The following is a 23,460-nucleotide window of genomic DNA, read 5'->3' on the forward strand; positions in this document are numbered from 1 at the left end:
ATTGCAGAAAAATCAGCGTGGTTTGCTACAATGAACATGTCTGCGGCACTTACAGGTTTCACCAGTTTTCAAGCCGATATGTTGCCCGGCGTCCGATTTCGCTGATCCAATCACAGAACACTATGCGCTCGATTCGCACTCATCTCTTGACCGGCATGTGGATGGCCGCTGCCATGGCAGCAAGTTTGCCGGCCCTGGCCCAGCAATCCGCGGAAGCGCCGCCGCCTCCGCGCCTGGAAAAGCTCGAAGAAGGCGAAGCGCCCGCCGTCACCATCACGCCGCCTTCGGAGCGGGCCACGATCACGGAAAAGCGTGCTCCTGGCGGCAAGCGCACGGAAGTCAAGGTCAAAAGCGGCAAGAGCACCTATCGCGTGCAGCCTTCCGATGAGCCGGGCAATGCCCAGCAAGGCGATGGCCAGAGCATTGCCGCCAAGCCGGCGCAGTGGGAAGTCATGCAATTCGATCTAAGCCGGGGCAAGAAAGTGCAGCAAGAACCGGAGGAACCGCCGCCAAGCCTGCCGCCCAACCCGAACAAGAATCCGGCGCCAACCAAAAAATAAATTCCCTGAGACCTGGCCGCGCTGGAAACAGCGCGCTATTTTTATATTAAGTCATGGCAGTATTTACTTCGGTCAGCCTGGATGACCTGACCCAATGGATGACCCAGTTCCCGCTCGGCAAACCGCTGGCGCTGAAGGGCATTTCCACCGGCATCGAAAACAGCAATTTCTTCCTGACGACCGAAACCGGCGAATACGTTCTGACCATTTTCGAAAAGCTGAGCTTCGAGCAGCTGCCGTTTTATCTGCATCTGATGCGCCACCTGGCGCAGCATGACGTGCTGGTGCCGGCGCCGATCGCCAATGACAAAGGCGAGATCCTGCACAGCCTGCATGGCAAGCCCGCCGCTATCGTCACCCGCCTGCAAGGCGCCTGCCAGTTGGCGCCGCAACCGGTGCATTGCGCCGCCGTCGGCACCATGCTGGCCCGGATGCACCTGGCCGGGCGCGATTTCGGCATGAGCCAGCCCAACCTGCGCGGCCTGGATTGGTGGCGCGCCACCACGCCTACCGTCCTGCCTTACCTGACGGAAGATGGCAAGCACCTGCTGCGGGCGGAAATGCATTTCCAGGAAGCCTTTGCCAGTTCCGCGCTCTATCATCGTTTGCCGCGCGGCCCAGTCCATGCCGACCTGTTCCGCGACAATGTGATGTTCGATGGCGAGCGCCTGACCGGTTTCTTCGATTTTTATTTTGCCGGCTGCGATACCTGGCTATTCGATGCGGCGGTCACGGTCAACGACTGGTGCATCGACCTGGCCACCGGCGCGTTCGATGAAGCCCGCGTGCGCGCGCTGCTGGATGCCTATCAGGCGGTGCGCCCCTTCACCGAAGAAGAGCAGGCTTCCTGGCAAGCCATGCTGCGCGCCGGCGCCTTCCGTTTCTGGCTCTCGCGCCTGTACGACTATTACCTGCCGCGCGACGCCGAAATGCTGACGCCGCACGACCCGACCCATTTCGAGCGCATTTTACGCCTGCGTATCGACGGCGCCATTCCGCCTCTCGTCTGACATGAATAAACTGCCCGCTTCCACCGGCTGGCTCTGGGTCAAGCAAGGCTTCGCCTTGTTCCGCAAGCAGCCCGCCGAACTCTCGACGCTATTCATCAGTTACATGTTCCTGATGCTGGCGATGAACATCATTCCCGTCGTCGGCGCCGTGCTGCCGGTGATACTGGTGCCGGTATTCGCGATGGCATTCATGCAGGCTTGCGTGCATGTCGAACAAGGAAAGCGCGTCTATCCGAACCTGCTGCTGACGGGATTTCGCTCGCCGGCATTCCGCTCGCTCGTGCTGCTGGGCGTGCTGTATATCGTGGCGGCGCTGCTGGCAGTGGCGGCATCGAGCCTGGTCGACGGCGGCGTGTTCTGGAATGTCATGAATGGGAAGGTGGCGCTGGATTCGGAAGAAGTGCGCAATTCATCCATGCCCCTGGGGATGCTGTTTTCCGCCGTGGTCTATACGCCAGCAGCCATGGCATTCTGGTATGCCGCACCGCTGCTGGCCTGGAAAAACATGAGCCTGTCCAAGGCGGTGTTTTACAGCTTCTTTACCGTGAAAAATGCCGGCAGGGCCTTCATCGTGTATGCCCTTGCCTGGTTCTGCCTGGGCATTCTGCTGCCGACCATCGTCAGTACCTTCCTGGCCCTGCTGGGAAGCCGCACCTTGGCTGTCTTCGTGCTGATGCCGCTATCGATCGTCATGACGATCGTGATGTATTGCTCGTTCTATCCGATGTACACGGAATTCTTCGGCCGGCCCTATGCGCCGCAGCAACCCGCCGACCAGGCAAGCGAATAATCCGGCAACGTAGTCCTGCCGCGAGCTCGGCGGCAGGGTCTTGATGAAGCGGATGCGCCAGCGCACATCCGGTCCGGTCAAGCGTTCGTCACCTTCTGCAATTTCGCCACGCCCAGATCCAGCAGCTTCATGCCATGCCGGCCGAAGTTGATGTGGGCGCGCGCATTGCCGCCGCCACCTTCGATATTGACGATCACGCCTTCGCCGAACTTCTGGTGGAACACCGTCTCGCCTGCCTTCCAGCCGATATCCTTGCCGCTGAATTGCTGCGCGATGGCATTCGCCCCGGCTTGCGGCGCATCGTCCCATGCCGCCTTGGCGGTATGGCCGAACCAGCGGTGCTGCACTTGCGGCGACAGCCACTTCAGGCATTCGTCCGGCAACTCATCAAGGAAGCGCGACTTCATGTTGTAGCGCGTCTGGCCGTGCAACATGCGGGTTTGCGAAAAGCTCAGATAGAGCCGCTTTTTCGCGCGCGTGATCGCCACGTACATCAGGCGGCGCTCTTCTTCCAGGCCACCCTGCTCCTGCTGCGAATTCTCGTGCGGGAACAAGCCTTCTTCAAGACCCGTGATGAAGACAGCGTCGAACTCCAGTCCCTTGGCTGAATGCACCGTCATCAGTTGCAAGGCATCCTGGCCCACCTGCGCCTGGTTGTCGCCGGCTTCCAGCGAGGCATGCGACAGGAACGCCGACAGCGGCGACATCACGGTATGCAAGGGCGCATCGGCATCGACGATTTCCACACCGTCAGCGGTAGTGATGCCCGCGCCGGCAACAGCCTGCGCCTTCGGCCCGGCCAGGGCCGGCGTATCGATGCCAAAACCTTCTTCGCTGACGAACAGCATCGCCGCGCTGACCAGCTGCTCCAGGTTTTCGATGCGGTCGGCGCCATCCTTGTCGCTTTGGTAGTGCATCATCAAGCCGCTGCGCTCCAGCACGACCTTGACCATTTCCTGCAACGGCAGGTTTTGGGTTTCAAAACGCGCGGACTCAATCAATTTCACGAATCCGCCCAGCGAGGTGCCTGCCTTGCCGGCCACATAGGCCACTGCCGCATACAGTGAAATGCCGTACTGGCGCGCGGCATCCTGCAACTGTTCCAGCGAACGTGCGCCGATGCCACGCGTTGGAAAATTCACCACGCGCAGGAAGGCGGAATCGTTGTGCGGGTTATCCATCAGCTGCAGGTAAGCGATCGCATGCTTGATCTCGGCGCGCTCGAAGAAGCGCTGGCCGCCATACACGCGATAGGGAATCCCGGCGGTGAAGAGCGCATGCTCGATCACGCGCGATTGCGCATTTGAGCGGTACAGGATGGCGATCTCGCTTCTGGACATCCCCTCACCGATCAGGCTCTTGGTTTCCTCGATGATCCACTGCGCTTCCTGCAGATCGGACGACGCTTCATACACGCGCAGCGGCTCGCCATGGCCGGCATCGGTGCGCAGGTTCTTGCCGAGGCGCTTGCTGTTATGCGCGATCAGGCAATTGGCGCTATCCAGGATATGACCGTGCGAGCGGTAGTTCTGCTCCAGCTTGATGAGGTTCTGCACATTGTAGTCACGCTCGAACGCCATCATGTTGCCGACATTGGCGCCGCGGAAGGCATAGATGCTCTGGTCATCGTCACCCACTGCGAACACCGCGCCATGCTGGCCCGCCATGAGCTTCAGCCACTTGTATTGCAAGTCATTGGTATCCTGGAACTCGTCGACCAGGATATGCGAAAAGCGGCGCTGGTAATGTTCGCGCAAGGGCTGGTTGCGGCTCAACAGTTCATACGTGCGCAAGAGCAGTTCGGCGAAATCCACCACGCCTTCGCGCTGACACTGCTGCTCATACATTTCATACAACTGGACGAACTTGCGGTTGAAGTCGTCGTAGGCATCGACTTCATGCGGGCGTAAGCCCTGCTCCTTGGCGCTATTGATGAAGTACATCAGGTTGCGCGGCGGGTACTTCTCATCGTCGATATTGTTCTGTTTCAGCAGCCGCTTGATCGCCGAAAGCTGGTCTTGCGAATCGAGGATCTGGAAAGTCTGCGGCAAGGCGGCGTCGCGGTAATGCGCGCGCAGCAAGCGATTGCACAAGCCATGGAACGTGCCGATCCACATGCCGCGTGTATTGATCGGCAACATGGCCGACAGGCGCGCCTGCATTTCCTTGGCCGCCTTGTTGGTAAAGGTCACGGCCAGAATGCCGCCCGGCGAGACTTGCCCGGTCTGGATCAGCCAGGCGATGCGGGTGGTCAGTACGCGGGTCTTGCCCGAGCCGGCGCCAGCCAGAATCAGCGCGGATTGCGCCGGTAAAGTGACAGCGGCAAGTTGCTCGGGATTGAGATTGTGAAGAAGATTTTGCATCCCGAGATTATAGTCCTGCGGGAAGCTGGCAGGCGGATGCCAGGCAGATTTGGCAGGCAATTGCGCGACGATATTGCTTTTTCCTTATCGGAATCGTCTGCCTCTGCCAATCAATTGACTGCACTTTTCAGAAACGATGGATAGCCGGCATCGGAAGTCGCCTTCTTCAGCTCATCGACATTGGTCTTGCTGTCGTCAAACACGACCACGGCTTCGCGCCGCTCATAGCTCACCTTGGCACTGGTCACGCCAGGAATCTTGACCAGCGCGGCCTTGATGGTGATGGGACAGGTCGCGCAATCCATGGTCGGCACGTTCAGCGACACTTTCTGCGACTTGGCCAACGCCAGCGGAGAAGCGCACAGCAAGGCGGCAATCAAGGGAACATACTGAATTTTCAACATGATCAAATCAGTAAAAATAAGGAGCAAAAAGAGGAAACGATAGCAATGCGGCGATAAACAGCGCACAGCCCCAGAATATCCACTTGGTGGCGCGGCGGGTGGTGCCGCATGCTGCGCCATCCAGGGTGGAACACGCCTTGGCGGGCTTGAGAAAGATAAGATAGCCGGCCCAGATCAGCGCAGCAATCGCCATGACAGTGAAGATCGGCGTATAGGGTTGCAAGGCTGTGAGATTCACCATCCAGGCGCCCGTGATCCCCACCAATACCAAGACCAGCGGCAATACGCAGCAGGTGGAGGCGATCAGGGTAGAGACCACGGCAAGCGCGATCAAGCCCCGGCTCGGGTCCTTTCCTTCCTTCCCGCCCGCAGCGTTCGGTATCGATGGGTCAGTTTGCGGCACTCTCGTCATGGCTGGCTATGGCAAATGCGCGGGAATACATCAGGTAAGCTCGCGCATCTGCTTCTCAATCTCAAATTTCCCGGGCGCTGATCGTGTACTTGAAGGCATCCGGATCCAGCGGATCATAGGCTTCGCCATTGGTTTCCGCTTGCGGATACATCAGGAATCCCAGCTTGCCGGTCGAGGAACCCGGCAGCTTGAGGTCATGGGCAAAGTTGTATGCCATCCAGTTGCCTTCCCAGCCGCCGAACAAGGCCTTGCGCACCGGCGCCACGACCGGATGATCCGGATCCTTGATCCATGTGCCGGTTTCCAGGCGCATGACCTTGCCGACATCGGCCGGGTCCATCGCCACCCAGCCATGCTTGCGCAGATACACTTCGGCGCGGCAATGCTGCGCGCCCTTCAAGGACGCCGGGTTGCCGCTCAATTCCTTGTAACCGAAGGCGCTGGGCACGAGGCGGATACCGTAGGCATCGCGGGCAGGCACGCCGGCAGCACGGCACAGCGCGACGAACAAGGCATTGATGTCGCCGCACTTGCCGCCGAAATTACGCGTTTCCAGCATGGCTTTGACGTCACCAGTGCCGCAACCGCGCACTTTCGGCTCGCGATAGGTCGTCACGATGATCCAGTCGAAGATGCGCTGGACTTTTTCCACATCCGTGCGAGCGCCTTCGGTGATTTGCTTGGCTGTGACTTTCACGATGCCATCGAGCGGCATCAAGTCGGTCGGCTGCATCCACTTGCGCAAGCTGGCCGGCGTCTCCCGCACAGAGGAGGTCTTGGACCAGTCGGTGGCGCGGCTCTGGGTTTGCACGCGGCTGACGACTTCCAGCACGGGCGGCGCCGAGCCATCGAATTCAGCGATCACATACTTCGCGCCATACTTGCTATCCGCTTCGACCCGCACATTCTTGGCATTACCAGACCATGCGCTGGACAGCGAGCGCTGCCAATCCGTATTCACCGAAGGCAGCGGCACCCACACCATGGACGTGCCGCCAGCCTTTTGCAGATTCACCTTGGTGGTCACTTCAAACAGGCGCCAGTTGCCGGGGCGTGGCTCGAAGCTGCGCTTTTCCTGTTGCTGCGCCAAGGCCATCGACGGCAGCGTACTGGCCAGCAATGCACCGGAGGTAGCCTTGAGCAACGAACGTCTTGTCTGATCTGGATTTTTCATCGGTTTCATTTTTCTATCGTAAATAAAGCAATTAATTGGGAAATTCTGTCTGCCATGCCAAAGTTTTCCTGCTCGCTGAAGCGTCAATCATTTCGCCTCAGGAGCACCTCGACGCGACGTGCTTGTCGGCGGTTCTGCCAGCAGCCTGTCGATTGCTGGCTTGAGTCCGGAGTTTGCCCGATCCAGTTCGCCCATGATGCGCCAGCGGGGACGTCCCTGCTGATCGATCACGACAGTCGTCGGTAGTACGCCATTAGTCCATTTCTTGAAATACTCGCCCGACTTATCCATCAAGATTGGATAATGGAACTGGTGTTCTCCGGAGAATCGCTGAATCACCCCGGCCGACTCCTTGAAATTGACCCCAAGAATAATCAGCTTACCCTTGTAGCTTTCGTTGGCAGCCAGTTCATTAAATACGGGCAATTCGTCAATGCAAGGCCCACACCAGCTTGCCCAAAAATTCAATACGACCACCTTGCCGCGCAGCGCATGCAGCTTCCACTCTTTGCCATCCATGTCCGTTAATTGCAAGGGCGGCGCCGTGGCGTCACTTGGCCATCGCTGCAGTGAAACTTCCTTGGCTAGCAAAGGCTGGCTCAGCGCAGCAGTCACTGCCAGGATCATGGCAAGCATGGTGAAACGGCTGCGCGAACTCCTGGGTGGCATGGCAATGTTTATATGCTGGTTCAAGGCTAAAAATCCGGGTAATGATAGCAGATCTGCTTTATCTGCCTCGGCCAGCGGTCTCACAAGCTGCCGGACCAGGTGCTGTCCAGCCCTGGCAAAAACAGGAGCAACATGGTTCAGACGAGACCACGTTTTTGAACCTGTCGTCATTGCCAAAACATTCAATTCTGCGTAGTATCATTTTCCTCGTTTCGTTTCTTAAAGCCCAATAAACATGACCACCTTCATCGACCACGCATGCATGGAAAGCCTGTCGGCTAGCCTGCTCGCGCGCGTCCGTGCCGGTGGCAAATCCAAGAAACAGCCGCTCATCTGACCGGGGCGCGCTGTCCCGTCAGGTGGGCTGACAGGACAGCAGGCGCAAAGGCAGATCGCACTTCACTCTTCCGCCGCACTTCTCGCTTCTGGCAACTCTTCCTGACAGGACCATGACGGTCAGTTTTTCATGGAGTTTTGCAATGACAGCTTTTGAAGGAATATGGGTACCGCTGGTGACGCCGTTTCGCAACCAGCAGATCGATTTCGCCGCGCTCAAGGCGCTCGCGCGAGAGATGGCGCGTGCCGGCGTAAGCGGCCTGGTGGCATGCGGCTCGACCGGGGAAGCGGCGGCGCTCGACAAGGAAGAACAGCTTACCGTGCTGGATGCCATGCTTGAAGCAGTGCCGGCATGCCAGGTCATGATGGGCCTGAGCGACAACAACCTCCCCGCCGCCCTGGCGCAGCTGCAGCGCATTCAGCAAAGACCTGTCGCGGGCGTGCTGGTGCCGCCGCCTTCCTACATCCGTCCTTCGCAGGCGGGCATCATTGAATACTTTCACCGGCTGGCCGACGCCGCCATCGTGCCTCTGGTCCTGTACAACATTCCATATCGAACCGGCGTCACGCTGCGCCTGGAGACAATCAGGACGCTGGCGCGGCATCCGCGCATCCAAGCCATCAAGGATTGCGGCGGCGACGCGCAGCTGAGCATGCACCTGATCCGCGATGGCGAACTGGCGGTGCTTGCCGGGGAAGATCTGCACATATTTTCGACGCTGAGCCTGGGAGGCGCCGGCGCGATTGCCGCTTCTGCGCATGTGCACCCCGAGCTGTTCGTAAAAATGGCTGATTGCGCGCGGGATGGACGCGTGAAGGAAGCCAGACGGATATTTTATCGGCTGCTGCCCCTGATCGAATTGCTCTTTGCAGAACCCAATCCCGCTCCGGTGAAAGCCTTGCTGGCGGAAGCTGGCTGGATCGCCAACGAATTGCGTGCACCGATGCAGATCTCTTCTGCGGTCCTGACGCAACGGCTTATCGCTGCGCACGACGATTTGAGCATTTAACTGCATTGCGGCTCAAGCCGTCCTCGGATCGTCTTCATGGAAGGCGGCTTGTCCATCTTTTATCAGAGCAGCATCGGCCGCCTGCCTGAGCGGCATCACCGCTGCCATGACGAAATGTTCAAAGCTGGAGTGAGCTCGAAGTCAAATTTTCTTTCCCGAGGATTGGGCATCGCTCAACGCGGAAAACTTTACGGTGACACCGAGACCATGTCCACCCAGACCAGGTCCGAACGACACGTCGCCGCCGTATTGCTGCGCGATACGCTCGACCAGTGACAATCCCAAGCCGCTCCCTTCCACATTACTGCCGGACACCCGGAAAAAACGGTCGGCAAGACGCAGTCTGTCTTGCGGCGTGACGCCCGGGCCATCATCGCATACGCGCAATGCCACCCCTCCGCCTTCGCTTGCCACGCTGACTAGAATATTGCCACCCGCGCGGCCATACTTGACTGCGTTGTCCAGCAAATTATCGACCAGCATCGCCAGCGCCACGGGATTGCCTTGCAAAAGGCAGCCGGATTCCGCTTTCAGTTCAGGCTCCATGTCCCTGCGCATTGCTTCATCGGCAAAGCGAGCCACGCTCTCGGCCGCCACGTCGCTCAGATCCACCGTCTGCATGTCAGCCTTACCCGGCTGTTCCAGACGCGCCAACATCAGCAATTGTTGCACTAGTCGACTGGTGCGGTTGACGCCGGCAATCAGCTGCTGAATCGCATCGCGGCGCTGCCCTTCATCGGTGGCTGCCAAGGCGACTTCGGCCTGCACCTTGATCGCTGCCAGCGGCGTGCGCAACTCGTGTGCGGCATCGGCGGTAAAAGCGCGTTCTCGCTCCATCGATTGCGACACTCGCTGCAACAACTGATTGAGCGCTTGCACCAGCACCCTGGCTTCTGCCGGCACTTCCTCAAGCGGAAGCGGTTCGAGATTCTCTGCATCCCGCTTCGCCAGGAGCAGTGAGAGGGTTGTCATTGGCCGCAGCCCCTGTCCTACGCTAAACCATATCAGCAGACCCAATGCAGGCAAGGCGAACAGCAATACCTGCCCCATCCTGGCAGCAGACTCGCGAATCACCTTATCCCGCGCCCGGGCCGCTTCGAATACGCGCACCAGATAGCCACGCTCACTGTCCTGCAAGGCATAGCTGTGCCAGCCTCTTCCATCTGCCGTCAGCAACGCATAGCCGCGCCTGGCATCGAATTCAGCCGCGGGAGCACCGACGCTCTGCACCAGCAGCTTGCCGTCATCAGTCCAGACTTGAAAACCGATATGCCGCTTGGCCTCATGGTCATCGTGCCGATTTTCCCGGGTCGCGGCGGCCAGCAAGGTCAGGCTGCGCAGATCGAGCAAGGCCAACGTGCGCGCATTTTCTTCCAGCCGCGCATCCGCCAATTCATATAACTCTTCGTGCGCTTCGAGATACCCGGCAAGCAGCATTGCCATCCACACTAGCAGCACACTGCCAAGAATCAAGCCAGCCAGCCGCCTGCGAATCGAAAACGTTTTCATTGCGGCTCTTTCGGGATCATGTAACCGACGCCCCGCACAGTCTTGATCAAGTCGCTGCCCAATTTTTTGCGCAGGTTATGCACATGGACTTCAATGGCATTGCTTTCCACTTCTTCATTCCAGCCATACAGGTTCTCTTCCAGCCGCGCACGTGACAATGCCATGCCGCGATGCTCGAGCAAGTCAACCAGGATCGCGGATTCGCGCGCCGACAGCTGCACTGCTTCCTTGCCGCGCAAGACTGTCAGGCTGTCCGGCTCCAGCGTCAGATCGCCGTAGCGGATGGTCGACATGCTGCGGCCATGGGCGCGCCGCAACAATGCGCGCAGCCGCGCCACCAGTTCGGCCAGATCGAAAGGTTTGACCAGGTAGTCGTCCGCCCCGGCCTCCAGCCCCGTTATCCTGTCCTGCACCGTGTCGCGCGCCGTCAACACCAGCACCGGAACGTCATTGCCGCGCTGGCGCAGCCGGGTCAGCAACTCCATGCCGCTCACCTTGGGCAAGCCGAGATCGAGCACCACGATCTCGTATTGCACGGTTTCCAGCGCGAGCTGCGCCTGCCGTCCATCCCTGGCCCAATCCACCGTAAAGCCAGCCTGGCGCAAGCCTGCCTCGATGCCATTGCCCAGCAAGGGATCGTCTTCCACCAGTAACAATCGCATGCTCATTCCTCCTGCAGCAACAGGCGAACTGTTGCTGATATTCGCGTTATGCCGTCACTTGCTTAAGACAATCTTAACAGGAGCAAATCGAAGCGGGCGCAAAGCATGGCAGGCCTCTCCTGCACCGGCAATAGGTCTTTGAACTCAGCCTTAAGATTTCCTTCAGGTTTGCCATTCATGCTCGGCCCATGCCTTCCAATAGGAGGCAATCCACCTGACATCCATGAAAGGAAATCCTATGAAAACGTCCCTCCTCAAATCCATGACAGCGTCCGCACTGTTAGCGTTTTCGCTTGGCGCGTTTGCCTCATCCGCGTGCACTGATACGCCGCGCGACAAGTGGCTGCCGCAAAAGGAGATTCAAGCAAAACTGGAAAAGCAGGGCTACAGCATCAAGCGCCTGAAGGCGGAAAACAGTTGCTATGAAGCCCATGTCACCGGCAAGGATGGCAAAAAGGCTGAACTGAAGATCAATCCGGCGGATGGCGCCGTGCTCAAGACTGAGGAAAAATGATGAAACCGTCTGATTATGATGTGGCGGCTTTGCGCAGCCAAAGCGTGCGCGTCTGGGATCCGCTGGTGCGGGTTTTTCACTGGTCGCTGGCGGGAAGTTTTTTCGCGGCCTATATGCTGGGCGAAGATGGCGGCGCCTTGCATCAAAGCTTCGGCTATGCCGCACTGGGCCTGGTGGCGTTTCGCCTGCTGTGGGGAGTGGTTGGCCCTTACCATGCCCGCTTCTCCAGCTTCGTGCCTTCAATAGGGAGTTTCTTTGCCTATGCAAACGACATACGGGCGCATCGGGAAAAACGTTATCTTGGCCATAATCCGGCCGGTGCCATGATGATCCTGGCGCTACTGGCAAGCATCATCGCCACCGGCGTTACCGGATGGATGATGACGACCAATGCATTCCATGATGCTGAATGGATCGAGGATATCCACGAAGCGCTGGCTGGCGGCACGCTGGCCCTGGTTGGCCTGCATGTCGGCGGCGTCATCTTCAGCAGCTTGCGGCATCACGAAAATCTGGTGAAGGCCATGTTTACCGGCCGCAAGCGCGCTGAATAACCAGGATATGCCGGGAACGAGCTGACGCACCCCGGCATTCCAAGCCCGTCAGCAATGCCACATTAGTTCGCCTAAGTCGAAAACAAATCGGCAAACCGCCGTGCCATTGCCTGTGGATCGGCAGCCAGATACACGCTGCTGATCGCCGCCACCATGTCAGCGCCGGCAGCCACCAGCGGCGCGGCATTATCGACAGTCATGCCACCGATGACCGTCACCGGCAAAGGCACGGCGGCATGGGAATCCGCAATGATCGACAGCGGCGTGGTCACCGGATACTTCTTCACGCGCGAAGCATAAAAACCGCCGAAAGCGACATAGCTCGCGCCGGCTGCATGCGCCTTGCGCGCCAATTCCAGATCGCCGTAGCAGGAAGATCCCACGATCTTGTCCGGCCCGACGGCAGCGCGCACCTCGGCCACTGCCGCATCGGTGCCGCCGACATGCACGCCATCGGCATCGATCGCCATGCAGAGATCGACATAGTCATTGACGATGAACGGCTTGCCGTACGAACGGCACAAGGCCAGCAAGCATTCAGCCTGCTCGCGCCGCAGGCCGGCATTGGCGGTCTTGTGGCGATATTGCACGATTGCCGCGCCACCCTTGAGGGCCAGCTCGGTAATTTCCAACAGCTTTTGCGTGTCATCCCAATCGGGAGTGACGATATACAAACCCTTCATCATGCCGCTTTCATATAGGGGCGCGGACGGCTGGGAATCAGCTGTCCGTCAGCGATGGCATAGGCATGCTCCAGCGCCTGATGACAATACATTTGCGCATCCTCGATCGCTTCCGCCATTGGCTTGCCGCTCGCCAGCAAGGCGGCAGTCGCCGCCGCCAGGGTGCAGCCGCTGCCATGGAAGCTGCCAGGCAATCTCGGCCAGGTCCAGGAGCGGAATTCGGCGCCAGAAAACCAGCGATTGACCACCTTGTCGTCATGCGCATGGCCGCCCTTGATCAACACATGGTTGCAGCCCTGCGCCAGCAAAACTTCGGCCTGCGAATCGATGCGACGGTCGCCACCGGAGAGCACGGTCGCTTCCGGCAGATTCGGCGTCACCAGCGTAGCCAGCGCCATCAGGGGCGCCAGCGTGCTGACGGCATCGTCGAGCGCCAGCGCGTCACCGTGGCCGCTGGCCAGCACCGGGTCCAGCACCACCGGCAGATCCGGCCTGGACTGGCGCAGCTGCTGAATGATTTCCGCGATGGCTTCGGCATTGGCACGATTGCCGACGATGCCGATCTTGACGGCGGCAATATCGATCTTGTCGATCAAGACCTGGGCCTGTTGCGTCAGCAATGCAGCCGGCACAGGATGCACCGCATACACGCGGTCATTGTCCTGCACCGTCAGGGAAGTCAGCACCGACAAGGGATGCGCGCCCAGCGCGGCTATCGCCTGTACATCGGCTTGCATGCCGGCGCCGCCGCTCGGATCGGAACCGGAAAACACCAGCACGCTTGCTCGTTTCATACAGGACGTCCTTCCATCGGAGATGAGGGGGATGCTGCAAATTTTTTCGGGATACGGCCAGCCAGATACGCGGCGCGGCCGGCTTCCACTGCCAGGCGCATGGCATGCGCCATGCGGATCGGATCGCGCGCGCCGGCAATCGCCGTATTCATCAGCACGCCATCGCAACCCAGTTCCATCGCGATGGCCGCGTCCGACGCCGTACCGACGCCGGCATCGACCAGCACCGGCACCTTGGACTGCTCGATGATCAAGGACAGGTTCCAGGGATTCAGGATGCCCATGCCCGAGCCGATCAATGACGCCAGCGGCATGACAGCCACGCAACCGATTTCTTCCAGCATTTTCGCCTGAATCGGATCATCGCTGCAATACACCATGACGTCGAAACCATCCTTGACCAGCTTTTCCGCCGCTTTCAGGGTTTCCGGCATGTTGGGGAATAGCGTCTTGGGGTCGCCCAGCACTTCCAGCTTGACCAGCTTGTGGCCATTTAACAATTCACGCGCCAATTGCAAGGTGTACACCGCATCCTCGGCGTTGTAGCACCCGGCGGTATTCGGCAGGATCGTGAATTCGGATGGCGGCACCACGTCCAGCAGGCTCGGCGCATTCGGGTCCTGGCCGATGTTGACGCGGCGGATCGCCACCGTGATGATTTCCGCGCCGCTGGCCACCGTGGCGGCACGGGTTTCTTCGAGATCCTTGTATTTGCCGCTGCCGACCAGCAGGCGCGAGCGGTAAATCTTGCCGGCGATGGTCAAGCCTTCGTCTTGTTCAATGATGGGACGTTCAATTGCATTCATGTTGATTCCTTTTATACATGGCGAGCAGTCAGGCTTGTGGCCTTCCGTTCACCTTTACGCTGGTACGCGCTAGATTCATCCGCCACCGATAGCGCGCACGATATCCACGCGGTCGCGCGGTTGCAGCACGCGTTGCGGCCAAAGGTGACGCGGTACGATTTCACGGTTGATCGCCACCGCCAGCGACTTGTTGGCCAAGTCGAGCGCGGCGATCAAGTCCTGCACATTTTGATTCTCGGCGAGCGTATGCGGCGCGCCGTTCAGTTCGATTTCGATACCCATCTCTAGTTACTGTTTGCGATAAATCTCGGCGCCGGATTTGACGAATTCCACCGCCTTGACTTCCATGCCCTGCTTCAGCGCCTGCTCGTCCGAAATCCCTTGCGAAGCCGCATAGTCGCGCACATCCTGGGTAATCTTCATCGAGCAGAAATGCGGGCCGCACATCGAGCAGAAATGCGCCACCTTGGCCGAATCCTTCGGCAAGGTCTCGTCATGGAATTCGCGCGCCTTGTCCGGGTCGAGGCCGAGGTTGAACTGGTCTTCCCAGCGGAATTCGAAACGCGCCTTGGATAGCGCATTGTCGCGGATCTGCGCGCCGGGATGACCCTTGGCGAGGTCGGCCGCATGCGCCGCGAGTTTATAGGTGATGATGCCTTCCTTGACGTCCGCCTTGTTGGGCAAGCCCAGGTGCTCCTTCGGCGTGACGTAGCACAGCATCGCCGTGCCATACCAGCCGATGGTGGCGGCGCCGATGCCGGAAGTGATATGGTCGTAGCCCGGCGCGATATCGGTGGTGAGGGGTCCCAGCGTGTAGAACGGCGCTTCGTGGCACTGTTCCAGCTGCAGGTCCATGTTTTCCTTGATCATGTGCAGCGGCACATGGCCCGGGCCTTCGATCATCACCTGCACGTCATGCTTCCAGGCGATCTGGGTCAGTTCGCCCAGGGTCTTGAGTTCACCCAGTTGCGCTTCGTCGTTGGCGTCATAGATCGAACCCGGACGCAAACCATCGCCCAGCGAGAACGACACGTCATACGCCTTCATGATTTCGCAAATCTCTTCGAAGTGCGTGTACAGGAAGGATTCCTTGTGATGCGCCAGGCACCACTTGGCCATGATCGAGCCGCCGCGCGACACAATCCCGGTCATGCGCTTGGCCGTCAGCGGCACGTATTGCAGACGCACACCGGCATGGATGGTGAAGTAATCGACACCCTGCTCGGCTTGCTCGATGAGCGTATCGCGGAAGATTTCCCAGGTTAGGTCTTCGGCCTTGCCATTAACCTTTTCCAGCGCCTGGTAAATCGGCACGGTCCCGATCGGTACGGGCGAATTACGGATGATCCATTCGCGGGTTTCATGGATATGCTTGCCGGTAGAGAGGTCCATCACGGTATCGCCGCCCCAGCGAATCGCCCAGGTCATCTTTTCGACTTCCTCGCCGATCGACGAAGTCACGGCGGAGTTGCCGATATTGGCGTTGATCTTCACGAGGAAGTTGCGGCCGATGATCATCGGCTCGATTTCCGGGTGGTTGATGTTGGCCGGGATAATGGCGCGGCCGCGTGCGACTTCCTCGCGCACGAATTCCGGCGTGATCTCGGCGGGAATCGATGCGCCAAAATTTTGGCCCGGGTGTTGGCGGCCCATCAGGTCGGCCAGCTTCTGTCCCATCGGGCCGGACGCCTTCAGGCTTTCGATGTACTCCTTGCGGCGCAGGTTTTCACGGATGGCGATGTATTCCATCTCGGGGGTGATGATGCCCTGGCGCGCATAGTGCATTTGCGAGACATTCTTGCCGGCCTTGGCGCGGCGCGGCTTGCGGTGCAGGTTAAAGCGCAGTTCAGCCAGCTTCGGATCGTTCAGGCGCTCGATACCGTATTGCGAAGTCGGTCCCGGCAATTCCTCGGTGTCGCCACGTTCCTCGATCCAGGCTGCGCGCAGAGCCGGCAAGCCGGAACGGATATCGATCTTGGCCGCCGGATCGGTGTACAGGCCTGAAGTGTCGTAGACGTAAATCGGCGGGTTCTTTTCCGCACCGAACGAGGCCGGCGTATCGCTCTGGCTGATTTCGCGCATCGGCACGCGGATATCCGGGCGCGAGCCCTCGACGTAAATCTTGCGCGAATTCGGCAAGGGCTGAATAGCGGCTTCGTCGACCGTGGCGGTGGCGGCCAGGAATTGGGGATTGGCGTTCATGTCTTCCTTCGCTCTTGCTTGGCGGGGCGGTATTGCCCCTTCATTAATCAAATCGCGAAGGAAAGAGGGAATGTAGCAAAAACACAATACTTTCCAGCTGCTTCCCTTCGCTGGCATTATCCAGATCAGGTTCGAGGGTATCTCTCACCCGGCACCGCAGACAGATGTTGGTCAACAAAACATCAGAACCGCGAATCGCCAGGACCCCTAGCATCGACCGCGCGCACAATCCGGGCGTGCGGTCTTGCTGAATTATACCCCTCATTGCGTCGATTCAGTATCGCGTACCTTATAATGTTAGGTTTCGTAAAAGACACGACAAATCATGGAATTAGCCAAATCTTTCGAGCCCGCCGACATCGAAAAACACTGGCGCGCCGAATGGGAACAGCGCGGCTACTACACTGCCAGCACCGATCCCAGCAAACCCTCCTTCAGCATCCAGTTGCCGCCGCCTAACGTGACCGGCACCTTGCACATGGGCCATGCCTTCAACCAGACCATCATGGATGGCCTGACGCGCTATTACCGCATGCGCGGTTACAACACCGCCTGGATCCCCGGCACCGATCACGCCGGCATCGCCACGCAAATCGTGGTCGAGCGCCAGCTCGATGCGCAAAAGATTTCGCGCCATGATTTGGGCCGTGAGAAATTCCTGGAAAAAGTCTGGGAATGGAAAGAACACTCCGGCTCCACCATCACCGGCCAGATGCGTCGCCTGGGCGCCTCGACCGACTGGAGCCGCGAATACTTCACCATGGACGCCAAGATGTCCAAGGCTGTCACCGAAGTGTTCGTGCGCCTGTATGAGCAAGGCCTGATTTACCGCGGCAAGCGCCTGGTCAACTGGGATCCGAAGCTGCACACCGCCGTCTCCGACCTCGAAGTGGTGTCGGAAGAAGAAGATGGCTCGATGTGGCATATCCGCTATCCGCTGGCGGACGGCTCCGGTTCGCTGACCGTGGCCACCACGCGCCCGGAAACTCTGCTGGGCGACGTCGCCGTGGCAGTCGATCCAACCGACGAGCGTTATCAGCATCTGGTTGGCAAGTTCCTGAAACTGCCGCTGACCGACCGCGACATCCCGATCATCGCCGACGAATACGTCGACAAGGAATTCGGCACCGGCTGCGTGAAGATCACGCCGGCACACGACTTCAACGACTATGCCGTCGGCCAGCGCCACAAGCTCGGGCAAATCAATATTTTCACGCTCGACGCCAGGATCAATGAAAACGGCCCGGTCAAATATCAGGGCATGGACCGTTTCGACGCGCGCAAGCAAATCGTCGCCGACCTCGATGCGCAAGGCTTGCTGGCTGAAGTCAAGCCGCACAAGCTGATGGTGCCGCGCGGCGACCGCACCGGCGTCGTCATCGAGCCGATGCTGACCGACCAGTGGTTCGTCGCCATGAGCAAGGCGGCGCCGGAAGGCACGCACTTCCCCGGCAAGTCGATCGCCGAAGTCGCGCTGGAAAAGGTAGCCGATGGCTCGATCCAGTTCATTCCGGAAAACTGGACCACCACCTACAACCAGTGGCTCAACAATATCCAGGATTGGTGCATCTCGCGCCAGCTGTGGTGGGGCCACCAGATTCCCGCCTGGTACGACGAGGAAGGCAATATCTACGTCGCCCGCAATGAGGAAGACGCCAAGGCCCAGGCTGCCGCCAAGGGTGTCACCGGTGTACTGCGCCGCGAAGACGATGTGCTGGATACCTGGTTCTCGTCGGCACTCGTTCCATTCTCGTCGCTCGGCTGGCCGGAAGAAACACCGGATTACAAGCTATTCCTGCCCTCCTCGGTCCTGGTGACCGGCTTCGACATCATTTTCTTCTGGGTGGCGCGCATGGTCATGATGACCACGCATTTCACCGGCAAGGTGCCGTTCGAAAAGGTCTACGTGCATGGTCTCGTGCGCGACGCTTCCGGCCAGAAGATGTCGAAATCCAAGGGCAATACGCTGGACCCGATCGACCTGATCGACGGCATCGAACTCGACAAGCTGGTCGCCAAGCGCACCACCGGCCTGATGAACCCGAAGCAAGCCGATTCCATCACCAAGGCGACCAAGAAGGAATTCCCCAGCGGGATTGCCGCCTACGGCACCGATGCCTTGCGCTTCACCATGGCCAGCTATGCCTCGCTGGGCCGCAACATCAACTTCGACTTGCATCGCTGCGAAGGCTACCGCAATTTCTGCAACAAGCTGTGGAATGCCACCCGCTTCGTGCTGATGAACACCGAAGGCAAGGATTGCGGTTTCGACCCGGCCAATTGTGGCGAGGCTGGCCGCGAATTCTCGCAAGCCGACCGCTGGATCGTCTCCTTGCTGCAGCGCGTCGAAGCCGAAGTGGAAAAAGGCTTTGCCGATTACCGATTCGACAACATCGCCTCGGCTATCTACAAGTTCGTCTGGGATGAGTATTGCGACTGGTACCTGGAAGTCGCCAAGGTGCAGATCCAGAACGGCAACGAAGCGCAGCAACGCGCCACTCGCCGAACCCTGTTGCGCGTGCTGGAAACCATCCTGCGCCTGGCGCATCCGATCATTCCATTCATTACGGAACAGCTCTGGCAAACCGTGGCACCGCTGACTGGCAAAACGCTCAATCCGGCCGGTGACTCGATCATGATCCAGCCGTATCCGCAAGCCGAAGACCAGAAGATCGACGAGCAAGCGGAAAGCTGGATGACGCAACTGAAGTCGCTGACCGATGCCTGCCGCAACCTGCGTGGCGAGATGCAATTATCACCGGCGCAGCGCGTGCCGCTGATTATCGAAGCCACGGGCGACAAATCTGCAGCCCAAGGTTTCGCGCCCTACCTGCAGGCATTGGGCAAACTGTCGGAAGTCCAGATCGTCGATAGCCTGCCGCAATCGCCGGCGCCGGTCTCCATCGTCGGCGACATAAAATTGATGCTGAAAGTGGAAATCGACGTTGCAGCAGAACGCGAAAGACTGTCTAAGGAAGTGACGCGACTGGAAGGGGAGATTGCCAAGGTCAATGCCAAACTCGGCAATGAAAGCTTCGTCGCCCGCGCACCCGCGCAGGTAGTCGCGCAGGAAAAGGAACGTCTGGTGACATTCAGCACAACGCTCGACAAATTGCGCGAGCAGCTGGCCAAGCTCCAATAATAAGTGGAACCACAGGGCGCCATGCCCTGTCCTCCTACGCCAGGCCTGCGCAAATTCGCGGCTTGGCGCATGGCACCACCCCAGGGAGAAACACAGTGCAATACGTGCATTAACGGGTGAATCGTGAAACCCATCTCCAGCATGGCTTACTACTGCTGCGGCGTACGGACGCAGGATGCGCAAAGCATCCGTCCGGTATGCGGGGATGCCTATGCCCGCCGGTTCATGTGCGACTATGGCTTACGCATCTATGAGCTGTTCAAGGAAGAGACGAACAGCAACGCCAGCATCCTCGTCCGCCATCGCATCATCGATGAACTGTTGCGCGAACAATTGCAGAAGCGCCCGGACACCTGCGTGATCACCATCGGCGCCGGCTTCGACAGCCGTCCTTATCGGCTCGATGGCGGCACCTGGTACGAGCTGGACGAACCGCAGCTCATCACCTGGAAGGAGGAACGCCTGCCGGCAGAGGAATGCGGCAATCCCCTGCAGCGCATCGCCATCGATTTCGCCAGCGAATCCCTGGAAGACAAGCTTGCCGCGATTACGCCGACCGGTCCAGTCATCCTGGTAATTGAAGGTGTCTTCATCTACCTGACCGAACAGGAAATCCTGCAGGCGCTGGCGGCTTTTCAAAAACACTTTCCCGACCATGCCATCATTTGCGACCTGGTCAGCAGCGACATGGTCACGCAGTACGCCACCACCCTGCATGCCAAGATCCAGACGCTGGGCACGCGCTTTCAGCCTGTCGAGCGACCCGAAACCGTCTTCACGCTCAATGGCTATTGCATCCGCGAAGGCATCTCGATCATCGAGCGCGCCGTCGACTTCGGCATCAACCGGATTCCCAAACTGTTGCTGGGTTTTATGCTCGATTGCGATGTCATGGGCAATGCCGTCTACGTCTTTGAACCCGCCGATCCCTACGACGATCTGGTTCTATGACAATTAATGAATCCTTCTCCTGATTGTCTTTGTTACACTTGGCTTGCAGCCTGAACATGACAAATGCAAGCCAAACATAAGACACGACAGGAGACATCATGAAAACCGCTTCCCTTTCGATTTTGGCAATCGGCCTGTGCGCTTCCCTGAATGCCTGGTCGCAATCCACTGCGGCCGGCCTCTGGAAAACCATCGACGACGAAACCGGCAAGCCGCGCGCGCTGGTGCGCATCCATGAAGAAAACGGCGAATATCGCGGCAAGATAGAAAAACTCTTCCGCAGCCCGGACCAAGACCAGAATCCGAAATGCGACAAATGCGAAGGCGCCAACAAGGACCAGCCGATGCTCGGCATGACCATCGTCAGCGGCATGCGCCAGGACGGCAACGAATACAGCGGCGGGCAAATCCTCGACGCCGCCAGCGGCAAAGTCTACAAGAGCAAGATGACGCTGATCGACGGCGGCAAGAAACTGAATGTGCGCGGCTACGTCGGCGTGCCGATGTTTGGCCGCACGCAGACCTGGCTGCGGGAAGAGTAATCACGCGAGCGGCCCGGTTTCAAGCCAGCTTCAGCCCGACAATGCCGGCAATGATCAAGGCGATGCACGCCAGGCGCATCGCGGTGGCAGGCTCGCCATACAGCAGAATGCCGACAATGGCGCCGCCTGCCGCACCGATACCGGTCCAGATGGCATAGGCAGTGCCGACCGGCAGCGTCTTCAAGGTCCAGCCGAGTAAACCAAAGCTCAGCAGGGAAACCGCCAGGCCCGCGCCGGCATAGCCCCAACGGCTGAAGCCTTCTGACTGCTTGAATAAAATCAGCCAGACGATTTCCAGCACACCCGCAAACAGCAATACTCCCCAGGCCAACGTCTTCCCCTTCTCGACATGATTCGAGCGGGATTATACAAATGAAATACTCAAGCCCGGCAGGCTGACGCCCGAAAACGCCGTCACCCAGGTCTGGCCCGGCGCGAGCGGAAACGCTTCCGCCCACGCACCGGTGCAAACGATCTCGCCTGCGGCAAGCGGCGGAAACTGCGGATTCGATGCCAGCATGCGATGCAGGCGCTTCAATGCATACACCGGGCTGCCCATCACATCGCTGCCGAAGCCTGCCGCACATAAAGTGAATTCATCCCCATCACTGCGCGACAGGGAAACGCTGGAATCCGCCAACACCTGCATCAGATGATTGCGCGATGCCTGCGACAGGGATTTGGGCTCGCCGATCAGCAAGGCGCCGTGCAAGCCAAACGCGGCAATCGCATCGGCAATCTCGAATCGCCAGTCCGGATAAGGACATGTCACGATTTCCAGGCCATGCGCCATCCACTCGATGCAATCGGTCAAGCCATGCACGCTGGCGTGCGGATCGGGCGTGGCGCCCAGCTTGAAAACGATTTCGGGTTGAATGCGCGGCTGCAAGGCGCCGGCCAGGCTTTGCACGCCATGATTATCCTCGACATAACGCACGGTCGAATCGAACAGCGGCGACCAGGTCGGCGTCGCCTCGTGACTTACCAGGCCATGCCGTGCCTGGTATTTGGTATTGGCGAAGCCGACCTTTCGCCCCACCATGACTTCACCATTGGCAATGCGGATATCGGCAATAGTCTTGGCGATTTCATACGCATCGGTTATGGATAAGGGCGCGCGCGAAGTCAGCGGCGCCATGGGCTTACCCTTGTTGCGTGCCTCGATCAATTGATGGGCATATCGATTGGTTTGAGAGGAAAGCAGCATTAGACGATCTCACTGGAAATAGTCCAAAGTTGGACTCGATCCAGCGCAAAATAATTCGCATTTTCTTTGCGACTTGAATGCGAAAGCGATGGATGCTTAGTCCCAGAGTTCTCCGCTGGAATTGCTGCGCGGCGCGCTTACCCCGAAATGGGAATAGGCCGTGGGCGTAGCGATTCGGCCGCGCGGGGTCCGCTGCAAAAACCCTTGCTGGATCAGATAAGGTTCCAGTACGTCTTCAATCGTGTCGCGCTCTTCGCCGATTGCCGCCGCCAGGTTATCCAGTCCCACCGGTCCGCCATTAAACTTGAATAACACCGCTTCGAGCAGCTTGCGGTCCATGATATCGAAGCCGACCGGGTCGACATCCAGCATCTTCAACGCGGCATCCGCCATTTCCTGAGTAATTTCGCCAGTGCCTTTCACCTCGGCATAATCGCGCACGCGGCGCAGCAAGCGATTGGCGATACGCGGGGTGCCGCGACTACGGCGGGCGATTTCCAGCGCGCCGGCATCCTGGATCGGCGCATTCAACAGCGCCGCACTGCGGCTGACAATGCGTGCCAATTGCTCAGGCGAATAAAATTCCAAGCGTGCAACAATACCGAAACGGTCACGCAAGGGATTGGTCAGCATGCCGGCGCGGGTCGTGGCTCCCACCAGCGTAAAAGGCTGCAGATCCAGTCGCACCGAGCGCGCTGCCGGCCCCTCGCCGATCATGATATCAATCTGGTAATCCTCCAGCGCCGGATACAGGATTTCTTCCACGACTGGCGACAGGCGATGGATTTCATCGATGAACAAGACATCGTTGGCTTCCAGGTTCGTCAGCAGCGCGGCCAGGTCGCCAGCCCGTTCCAGCACTGGTCCGGAAGTCTGGCGCAGGTTGACACCCATTTCGCGCGCGATGATATGCGCCAGCGTCGTCTTGCCCAGGCCCGGCGGACCAAACAGCAAAGTATGGTCGAGCGCTTCATGGCGCTTGCGGGCGGCGCTGATGAAAATTTCCAGCTGGTCGCGAATCTTTTCCTGCCCTACATACTCTTCCAGCTGCTTCGGCCGCAAGGCGCGCTCGATCGCTTCTTCATTGGGAGAAGCCGGCGTCGCCGCAATAATGCGTTGTTCGGTGAAGTTATCGGTCTGGATGCTCATGGTTTGCGCACTTGCAG

At 59.1% G+C, this 23,460-nt stretch carries 24 protein-coding genes; 9 read left to right on the forward strand and 15 right to left on the reverse strand.

Features of this window, described 5'->3' with window-relative positions; genetic code table 11:
* Positions 1 to 122: 122 nt before the first annotated feature.
* Genes EDC30_RS17480 through EDC30_RS17490 form a run of 3 tightly spaced genes read left to right on the forward strand, consistent with a single transcriptional unit; the run spans position 123 to position 2,360 of the window.
* Positions 123 to 560 (forward strand): DUF2782 domain-containing protein, encoded by a 438-nt coding sequence (locus EDC30_RS17480; RefSeq protein WP_132260147.1) that lies wholly within the window; start codon positions 123 to 125, stop codon positions 558 to 560.
* A gap of 53 nt (positions 561 to 613) precedes the next feature.
* Complete coding sequence (locus EDC30_RS17485) at positions 614 to 1,570, forward strand: homoserine kinase (protein WP_132260148.1); 957 nt, start codon at positions 614 to 616, stop codon at positions 1,568 to 1,570.
* 1 nt (position 1,571) lies between these two features.
* Positions 1,572 to 2,360 (forward strand): BPSS1780 family membrane protein, encoded by a 789-nt coding sequence (locus tag EDC30_RS17490; RefSeq protein ID WP_132260149.1) that lies wholly within the window; start codon positions 1,572 to 1,574, stop codon positions 2,358 to 2,360.
* A 77-nt stretch (positions 2,361 to 2,437) separates the two neighbouring features.
* Here the strand turns inward: EDC30_RS17490 and EDC30_RS17495 are convergent, their stop codons facing one another.
* The 5 genes from EDC30_RS17495 to EDC30_RS17515 form a co-directional block, all read right to left on the reverse strand.
* Positions 2,438 to 4,723 (reverse strand): UvrD-helicase domain-containing protein, encoded by a 2,286-nt coding sequence (locus tag EDC30_RS17495; protein ID WP_132260150.1) that lies wholly within the window; start codon positions 4,721 to 4,723, stop codon positions 2,438 to 2,440.
* A gap of 110 nt (positions 4,724 to 4,833) precedes the next feature.
* The gene (merP, locus tag EDC30_RS17500) at positions 4,834 to 5,127 is read right to left on the reverse strand and encodes a mercury resistance system periplasmic binding protein MerP (protein ID WP_132260151.1); all 294 of its coding nucleotides are present in this window, start codon (positions 5,125 to 5,127) and stop codon (positions 4,834 to 4,836) included.
* Between the two features lie 7 nt (positions 5,128 to 5,134).
* Positions 5,135 to 5,530, reverse strand: a complete 396-nt coding sequence (locus EDC30_RS17505; RefSeq protein WP_165973870.1) for a mercuric transporter MerT family protein — start codon at positions 5,528 to 5,530, stop codon at positions 5,135 to 5,137.
* A gap of 70 nt (positions 5,531 to 5,600) precedes the next feature.
* Positions 5,601 to 6,713 (reverse strand): transglutaminase-like domain-containing protein, encoded by a 1,113-nt coding sequence (locus EDC30_RS17510; RefSeq protein ID WP_341539876.1) that lies wholly within the window; start codon positions 6,711 to 6,713, stop codon positions 5,601 to 5,603.
* Between the two features lie 87 nt (positions 6,714 to 6,800).
* Positions 6,801 to 7,553: a TlpA family protein disulfide reductase gene (locus EDC30_RS17515; protein ID WP_165973871.1), complete on the reverse strand. Its 753-nt coding sequence runs from the start codon at positions 7,551 to 7,553 to the stop codon at positions 6,801 to 6,803.
* Positions 7,554 to 7,861: 308 nt separating this feature from the next.
* On the opposite strand from EDC30_RS17515, the gene dapA reads away from it, so the two are divergent.
* Complete coding sequence (gene dapA / locus EDC30_RS17520; RefSeq protein WP_132260155.1) at positions 7,862 to 8,728, forward strand: 4-hydroxy-tetrahydrodipicolinate synthase; 867 nt, start codon at positions 7,862 to 7,864, stop codon at positions 8,726 to 8,728.
* Between the two features lie 141 nt (positions 8,729 to 8,869).
* On the opposite strand, the gene EDC30_RS17525 is transcribed toward dapA, so the two are convergent.
* Positions 8,870 to 10,237, reverse strand: a complete 1,368-nt coding sequence (locus EDC30_RS17525) for an ATP-binding protein (RefSeq protein WP_132260156.1) — start codon at positions 10,235 to 10,237, stop codon at positions 8,870 to 8,872.
* Positions 10,234 to 10,899, reverse strand: coding sequence for a response regulator (locus EDC30_RS17530; RefSeq protein ID WP_132260157.1), 666 nt, complete (start codon positions 10,897 to 10,899; stop codon positions 10,234 to 10,236). Before EDC30_RS17530 ends, EDC30_RS17525 begins: the two co-directional genes overlap by 4 nt.
* 238 nt (positions 10,900 to 11,137) lie before the next feature.
* On the opposite strand from EDC30_RS17530, the gene EDC30_RS17535 reads away from it, so the two are divergent.
* A complete protein-coding gene (locus EDC30_RS17535; RefSeq protein ID WP_165973872.1) occupies positions 11,138 to 11,413 on the forward strand; it encodes a PepSY domain-containing protein in 276 nt (91 codons plus the stop codon).
* Positions 11,410 to 11,967, forward strand: coding sequence for a cytochrome b/b6 domain-containing protein (locus EDC30_RS17540; RefSeq protein ID WP_243656843.1), 558 nt, complete (start codon positions 11,410 to 11,412; stop codon positions 11,965 to 11,967). Before EDC30_RS17535 ends, EDC30_RS17540 begins: the two co-directional genes overlap by 4 nt.
* 71 nt (positions 11,968 to 12,038) lie before the next feature.
* Here the strand turns inward: EDC30_RS17540 and thiE are convergent, their stop codons facing one another.
* From thiE to thiC, 5 genes are all read right to left on the reverse strand, one after another.
* Entirely contained in the window at positions 12,039 to 12,650 is a 612-nt protein-coding gene (gene thiE / locus EDC30_RS17545) for a thiamine phosphate synthase (protein ID WP_132260203.1), read from the reverse strand.
* The gene (thiD, locus tag EDC30_RS17550; RefSeq protein WP_132260160.1) at positions 12,650 to 13,444 is read right to left on the reverse strand and encodes a bifunctional hydroxymethylpyrimidine kinase/phosphomethylpyrimidine kinase; all 795 of its coding nucleotides are present in this window, start codon (positions 13,442 to 13,444) and stop codon (positions 12,650 to 12,652) included. Before thiD ends, thiE begins: the two co-directional genes overlap by 1 nt.
* Positions 13,441 to 14,250 (reverse strand): thiazole synthase, encoded by an 810-nt coding sequence (locus EDC30_RS17555; protein ID WP_132260161.1) that lies wholly within the window; start codon positions 14,248 to 14,250, stop codon positions 13,441 to 13,443. The genes thiD and EDC30_RS17555 overlap by 4 nt, the downstream gene beginning before the upstream one ends.
* A gap of 75 nt (positions 14,251 to 14,325) precedes the next feature.
* Positions 14,326 to 14,532, reverse strand: a complete 207-nt coding sequence (gene thiS / locus EDC30_RS17560) for a sulfur carrier protein ThiS (RefSeq protein ID WP_132260162.1) — start codon at positions 14,530 to 14,532, stop codon at positions 14,326 to 14,328.
* Positions 14,533 to 14,538: 6 nt separating this feature from the next.
* Complete coding sequence (thiC, locus tag EDC30_RS17565) at positions 14,539 to 16,452, reverse strand: phosphomethylpyrimidine synthase ThiC (RefSeq protein WP_132260163.1); 1,914 nt, start codon at positions 16,450 to 16,452, stop codon at positions 14,539 to 14,541.
* A 325-nt stretch (positions 16,453 to 16,777) separates the two neighbouring features.
* Between thiC and EDC30_RS17570 the strand changes: the two genes are divergently transcribed.
* The 3 genes from EDC30_RS17570 to EDC30_RS17580 all read left to right on the forward strand — a co-directional run bounded on the left by EDC30_RS17570 (position 16,778) and on the right by EDC30_RS17580 (position 21,087).
* A complete protein-coding gene (locus tag EDC30_RS17570) occupies positions 16,778 to 19,594 on the forward strand; it encodes a valine--tRNA ligase (RefSeq protein WP_132260164.1) in 2,817 nt (938 codons plus the stop codon).
* 123 nt (positions 19,595 to 19,717) lie between these two features.
* Positions 19,718 to 20,545 carry a class I SAM-dependent methyltransferase gene (locus EDC30_RS17575; protein ID WP_132260165.1) on the forward strand — a complete coding sequence of 276 codons (828 nt, stop codon included), beginning with the start codon at positions 19,718 to 19,720 and terminating at the stop codon, positions 20,543 to 20,545.
* A gap of 98 nt (positions 20,546 to 20,643) precedes the next feature.
* Positions 20,644 to 21,087 carry a DUF2147 domain-containing protein gene (locus tag EDC30_RS17580; RefSeq protein WP_132260166.1) on the forward strand — a complete coding sequence of 148 codons (444 nt, stop codon included), beginning with the start codon at positions 20,644 to 20,646 and terminating at the stop codon, positions 21,085 to 21,087.
* 19 nt (positions 21,088 to 21,106) lie between these two features.
* Here EDC30_RS17580 and EDC30_RS17585 read toward each other — a convergent pair whose 3' ends face one another.
* The 3 genes from EDC30_RS17585 to ruvB form a co-directional block, all read right to left on the reverse strand.
* A complete protein-coding gene (locus EDC30_RS17585) occupies positions 21,107 to 21,418 on the reverse strand; it encodes a DMT family transporter (protein WP_132260167.1) in 312 nt (103 codons plus the stop codon).
* A gap of 33 nt (positions 21,419 to 21,451) precedes the next feature.
* The gene (locus EDC30_RS17590; protein WP_132260168.1) at positions 21,452 to 22,294 is read right to left on the reverse strand and encodes a 2-keto-4-pentenoate hydratase; all 843 of its coding nucleotides are present in this window, start codon (positions 22,292 to 22,294) and stop codon (positions 21,452 to 21,454) included.
* A 96-nt stretch (positions 22,295 to 22,390) separates the two neighbouring features.
* Complete coding sequence (gene ruvB / locus EDC30_RS17595; protein WP_132260169.1) at positions 22,391 to 23,443, reverse strand: Holliday junction branch migration DNA helicase RuvB; 1,053 nt, start codon at positions 23,441 to 23,443, stop codon at positions 22,391 to 22,393.
* Between the last annotated feature and the right edge of the window lie 17 nt (positions 23,444 to 23,460).

This window comes from Paucimonas lemoignei, from assembly GCF_004342585.1.
GTDB classification, from domain to species: Bacteria; Pseudomonadota; Gammaproteobacteria; order Burkholderiales; family Burkholderiaceae_D; genus Paucimonas; species Paucimonas lemoignei.